We start from the raw sequence: 5,809 nt of genomic DNA, 5'->3' as shown, positions 1-5,809 counted from the left end.
AAAGAGATAAAAAAAATAGCATTATAAGATAATGCGCCTTTGAAGCAAACCCGCCAAGGGAAAACACCGAGAATCCGGCATTTCCTATGCCGCCTCTCACGCCGGCAAATGGCCGCCTTTATATCCGCTCCTATCGGCACGCGAGTGGGCTGCTGACACCGGCTTTCCGTCCGATCCGGCCGCCTCGGCAGTGCGGCCCGGGTTGCGACGAAGGCGCAGCCTGTCACGGCTGTAGCCGAAAAGCCGAACCCGGACATGGCCTGGTAATCCGGTTTCGCGATGGTCCTCCATTCCTTTGGAGGCGCTCATGCAAGCCCGTCGTGACGACGCACCTGTGGCCGGGATCTCCGCGGCCCGCGATCTGCCGGTGCTCACGGAAGAGCAATTCGGCGACGATCCGCACGCCACGTTCCGGCGTTACCGGGCCGACCATCCTGTCGTCATGCACCAGGCCGGGAGCCACTTCGTGTTGCGCCTGGCCGATATCGAGCGCCTCAGCCGGGATTCCCGCCTCGGGGCCAGCGAGACCGAGTTTCCGAAGATGCTGGGCGTGATGGACGGAGCGCTGTTCGACAGCTTCGCCTACGGCATGCTGACGGCCAATGGCGATGTGCACCGCCGGCGGCGGGCGCCGTTCTCGCGGGCCTTTGCTGCCCGCGCCATGGCCGAGCTTCGGCCCTTCATCCGGCAGACGGCGGAGGGGCTGATCGAGGAATGGCGCGCGGCTGGACGCGTCGAGTTCGTGGAGCAGTTCGCGTCGCGGCTACCCGCGCTCGTCATCAGCGACATCCTGGGATTGCCGCGGGCCGATATCCCGACCTTCACCCGGCACGTCTATGACGCGACCCGCTTCCTCAGCCTCAGCGTCCAGCCGGAGGACATCCAGGTGGCCGAGGCGGCGACGCGGCAATTGCTGAACTATGCCCGGACCATGCTCGACGACCGGCGCCGACAGCCGCGCGAGGATTTCCTGTCGCGGTTCCTGGCCGTGGCCGACGAGGCCGGGGAACTGTCGCCGCTCGAGATGCTGTACCAGATCGTCCAGCTGATCATCGGCGGCACGGACACGACCCGGGTGGCCATCGTCATGCAGGTCGCCCTGCTGCTGCAGCACCGGGAGCAGTGGAATGCGGTCTGCCTCGATCCGGAGCTGATCCCCGCGGCCGTGGCGGAAAGCCTGCGCTACGAGCCCAGCGTGGCGTCGACCGGGAGACTGTCGGCCGAGGCGATCGAGGTCGACGGCGTCGTGATCCCGGCCGGACGGCTGATCGCCCTGTCGACCATGTCGGGCATGCGCGACGAACGGGTCTATGCCGACCCCGACACCTTCGACATCCACCGGACGGTGCCGACGCGCCTGCATCCGATCTTCGGCGGCGGTGCGCATCGCTGCATCGGCGAGGCCCTGGCCCGGATCGAGCTGGAGGAAAGCCTGGGTGCGCTGACCGCCGCCATCCCGCAGCTGCAGCTGGAGGTGGCGCCGACGATCCAGGGCTACACCGGCATCCGCCGCGTCGACCACATGCACCTGTCCTGGACGGTGTGACCCGGGCGGTCAGGCCGCCTCCCGTGCCACCAGATGCCCGTCGCCGACATCGGCGAGGTCGACCAGCACTGGCTGATAGCCGACCGGCCGCACCGGGCTCGGCACCTCGCCGGACAGGCGCTGGAAATGGTCGCGGCGGCGGCGCGGGTCGGCGATCGGCACTGCCTGCATCAGCTTGCGCGTGTAGGGGTGGCGCGGGTCTTCGAAGATCTGCCGCCGCGTCCCGGTCTCGACGATCTGGCCGAGATACATCACCGCGACCCGGTGGCTGATCTGCTCCACCACCGCCATGTCGTGCGAGATGAAGAGATAGGCGAGGCCGAGATCGGCCTGCAGCTCGTGCAGCAGATCCAGCACCTGGGCCTGGACCGAGACGTCGAGGGCCGAGACCGATTCATCGGCGACGATCGCCTTGGGCGACAGGCTCAGCGCCCGGGCGATGCAGATGCGCTGGCGCTGGCCGCCGCTGAACTCATGCGGGTGGCGGTGGCGCAGCTCCGGCGCCAGCCCGACCCGGCGGAACAGCCATTCGACCCGGTCGGTCAGCTCCGCGCCCTTGGCCAGGCCATGGATCACCAGCGGTTCGGCCACCAGCTCGCCCACGGTCATGCGCGGGTCGAGCGAGGCGTAGGGGTCCTGGAACACCATCTGGATGTTCCGGCGCAGCGGCTTCAGCGCCGGGGGCTTGAGGCCGGCGGCCTCGACCCCGTCGATCCGGATCGATCCCTGCCAGCCGACCAGCCCCATCAGTGCCTTGCCCGTGGTGGACTTGCCGCAGCCGCTTTCGCCGACCAGGGCCAGCGTCTCGCCCGGGGCGACGGTGAAGGACAGCTTCTCCACCGCATGCACGCGGCGGACCGTGCGCTGCAGCAGCCCGCCGGCGATGTCGAAGCGTACCGTCAGGTCGCGGACCGCGATGGCGGCGTCGCCGGCGGCCGCAGCCGGCACGGCGGTGGCGCGCAGCGGCGTGTCGCGGCCGGCCATCTGGCCCAGCTTGGGCACGGCGTCCAGCAGGCGGCGGGTGTAGTCGTGCTGTGGCGCCTCGAACAGCGGCACCACCGGGCCGGTCTCGACCATCCGCCCCTGGTTCATCACGATCACCCGGTCGGCCACCTCGGCCACCACGCCCATGTCGTGGGTGATGAGAATGAGGGCCGTGCCGAACTGGCGCTGCAGGTCGCGGATCAGCTCCAGGATCTGGGCCTGGATGGTGACATCCAGCGCCGTGGTCGGCTCGTCGGCGATCAGCACCTTGGGCCGGCAGGCCAGCGCCATGGCGATCATCACCCGCTGGCGCATGCCGCCCGACAGCTCGTGCGGATACTGCGTCAGCCGGCGCTCCGGCTCGGCGATGCGCACGGCCTCCAGCGCCTCCAGCGCCAGCCGCCGCGCCTCGCCGCCATCCACCCGGCGATGGGCGCGGATGGCTTCCTTGATCTGGCGACCGACCGACATGACCGGGTTCAGGCTGGTCATCGGCTCCTGGAAGATCATCGCGATCTCGCCGCCGCGCACCCGCCGCATCTGCCGTTCGGGCAGGGCCAGCAGGTCGCGCCCCTGCAGCAGCACCTGGCCGCCGGCGACCCGCGCCATCGGCTGCGGCAGCAGGCCCATGATCGACAGCGAGGTCATCGACTTGCCGCTGCCCGATTCCCCGGCGATGCACAAAGTCTCGCCGGGGTTCAGGTCGAAGCTCAGATCCTCCACCACCAGCCGCGGCCCCGTCGGCGTCGCCACCTGGGTGCTGAGGTGGCGGACGCTGAGCAGGGGCGCCGTCCCGCCCATCATTCGAAAACGATGCGCGGGAAGTAGAAGGACACCACCCAGTTCGGCTGGTCGACGATCTCGCTGATGCGCAGGTCGCCGCAGACCGAGCACAGCATGTAGGCGTCGACCGGCGCGAGGTTCCGGGTCCGGCACAGCAGCTCGACCATCTCGGCGACGGCGATGCGCGCCCCCGCCATCAAATCGGGGCCGATACCGGTCGTCACCTCATAGCCCTTGGCATCGAGATGCCGCGTCACCGGGCCTGGCGTGGTGAAGCGCGGCATCTTCAGGTTGGCGCCCTTCACCAGGTCGAGCGTCAGCGTCACCTTCATCGGGCTTTCGATGGCGGTGCCGCAGACCTCGCCGTCGCCCTGGGCGGCATGGGTGTCGCCGATCGAGAACAGCGCGCCCGCCACCTCGACCGGCAGGTACAGCGTGGCCCCGGCCGCGAGATCGCGGATGTCGAGGTTGCCGCCGACCCGGCGCGGCGGCACCACGGAATGCAGCCCGGGCTCCGCCGGTGCCACGCCGATGGTCCCGGCGAAGGGCTTCAAGGGCACCTTCGCCAGGGTCGAGAACAGGGCCGGCGCCAGCGTGTCGGCCTCATAGCGCCAGACATGCAGCGCCGGATCCTTGAACTGGTCCGCCAGCAGGCCGAAGCCCGGGATGTTGGCGGTCCAGCCGAAGCCGGAGGGCGCGTAGTGATCGAGCGTGATCTTCAGTGCATCGCCCGGCTGGGCCCCGTCGACGAAGATCGGCCCGGTCACCGGGTTGACCTTGCCGAAGTCGAGCGTGGTGACATCGGCCACCGTGCTGGCGGGTGTCAGCTGCCCGGCCGAAGCGTCCAGGCAGTCGAACTCCAGCGTGGTGCCCGGCGCCACCGTGGCCGCCGGGGCGAAGTCCCGGTTCCAGCCGAAATGATGGTGCGCGCCGTGGATGGTGTGGCTATGGCCGTGGCCGTGGTTACTGGACATCTTTGGCGTACACATTGTCGAAGTTGATCGGGATGTGGACCGGGTCGACGAACAGGGAATCGTCGCCGCCGATCCGGGCGGAGCGCAGCGTGTATTGCTGCTGGTTGAACACCGGGGCCCAGGGCGCGTCCTTCATGATCGCCTCGAAGATGCCCTGCCACTTGGCATCGCGCTCCTTCGCCTGGGCGGGATCGGCCATGGCGTCGGCCGCCGCCGCCTGCTTCTCCAGATCCGGGTTGCAGTACCAGGACCAGTTCCAGCCGCCCGGCACGGCGCCGCCGCAGCCCAGGATCGGGCCATAGAAATCCGACGGGTCGGGGTAGTCGGCGATCCAAGCCATGCCGCCCGACCAGATCATGGTCGACTGGGCCTCGTCGCCGCCGGCGGCGATGACATTGGCCTGGGCCAGCGACTTGATCTCGGCCTTGATGCCGATCTGGGCCAGATCCTGCTGGATCGCCTGGGCGATGCGCGGCTGCGGGTCGGTGTTCGACGCGTAGAGGGTGGTGGTGAAGCCGTCCGCCTGGCCGGCCTCGGCCATCAGCTTCTTGGCGCCGTCGACATCGTAGGCATAGCCCTTGTAGTCCGGGTCGTAGCCGCCGATGCCGGGCGGCAGCGGCTGGTTCGCCGGCTTGGCACGGCCGTTGATGATGCGGATCACCCGGTCCTTGTTGATCGCCATGTTCACCGCCTGGCGCACCCGCACGTCGTCGAAGGGCTTGGCCTTGACGTTCATGGTGACGTAGCCGGTGTGCAGCTGGCTGCCCTGGATGATCAGGTCCTTGTAGGTCGGGTCCTGCATCACCTCGAGGAACTTGGCCGGCGGGATGCCGTCGCCGAGGATGTCGACCTCACCGCGCTGCAGCCGCAGCAGCGCCACCACCGGCTCCTGCCCGACCTCGAACACGATCTTGTCGAGATGCGGCAGGCCCTTGCGGAAATAGTCCGGGTTGCGTTCCAGGACGATGCGCTGGCCCAGCGTCCATTCCGCCAGCTTGAAGGCGCCGGTGCCGACTGGGTGCTTGCCGAAATCGGTGCCCCATTTCTCGACCTCTTCCTTGGGCACGACATGCGCGAAGTTCAGCGCCAGCTTGTGCAGAAAGGGCGCGTCCGGCCGGTTCAGGTGGAAGACCACCGTCGCGTCGTCGGGCGTCTCGATGCCCTTCAGCTCCTTCGCCTTGCCGCCCGACACGTCGGCATAGCCGTCGATCGAATCGTAGAAGCCGGCGCCGGGGCTCTGCGTCTCCGGCTGCACCGCGCGCTCGATCGAATACTTCACGTCGGCCGCCTTCATCGCGCGGCCGTTCTGGAACTTGACGCCCGGGCGCAGCTTGAAGGTGTAGGTCAGCCCGTCCGGCGAGACGGTGAAGCTCTCGGCCAGCTCCGGCTCCAGCTCGGTGGTGCCGGGCTTGTAGTCCATCAGCCCGCCGAAGATGCTCTTGATGATCGACCAGTTCTGCCAGTCGTAGCCGATGGCGGGGTCGAGGGTGGTGACGTCGTCCTTGTAGGTGACGGTCATGGT

The 5,809-nt window shown here is 68.5% G+C and carries 4 protein-coding genes; 1 reads left to right on the top strand and 3 read right to left on the bottom strand.

Annotation, left to right across the window (positions count from 1 at the left end):
- Positions 1–307: 307 nt before the first annotated feature.
- The gene (locus AC3XYG_RS26715) at positions 308–1,546 is read left to right on the top strand and encodes a cytochrome P450 (protein WP_489142913.1); all 1,239 of its coding nucleotides are present in this window, start codon (positions 308–310) and stop codon (positions 1,544–1,546) included.
- Positions 1,547–1,555: 9 nt separating this feature from the next.
- Here the strand turns inward: AC3XYG_RS26715 and AC3XYG_RS26710 are convergent, their stop codons facing one another.
- From AC3XYG_RS26710 to AC3XYG_RS26700, 3 genes are all read right to left on the bottom strand, one after another.
- Positions 1,556–3,334: an ABC transporter ATP-binding protein gene (locus AC3XYG_RS26710; protein WP_489142912.1), complete on the bottom strand. Its 1,779-nt coding sequence runs from the start codon at positions 3,332–3,334 to the stop codon at positions 1,556–1,558.
- Complete coding sequence (locus tag AC3XYG_RS26705; RefSeq protein WP_489142911.1) at positions 3,331–4,287, bottom strand: acetamidase/formamidase family protein; 957 nt, start codon at positions 4,285–4,287, stop codon at positions 3,331–3,333. The genes AC3XYG_RS26710 and AC3XYG_RS26705 overlap by 4 nt, the downstream gene beginning before the upstream one ends.
- A partial coding sequence (locus tag AC3XYG_RS26700; protein WP_489142910.1) for an ABC transporter substrate-binding protein occupies positions 4,277–5,809 on the bottom strand: 1,533 nt, incomplete at its 5' end. The genes AC3XYG_RS26705 and AC3XYG_RS26700, both read right to left, overlap by 11 nt.

The organism is Inquilinus sp., from assembly GCF_057815775.1.
The sequence above is the reverse complement of the archived record's forward strand: the minus strand, read 5'-3'. Positions and strand labels throughout refer to the sequence as shown.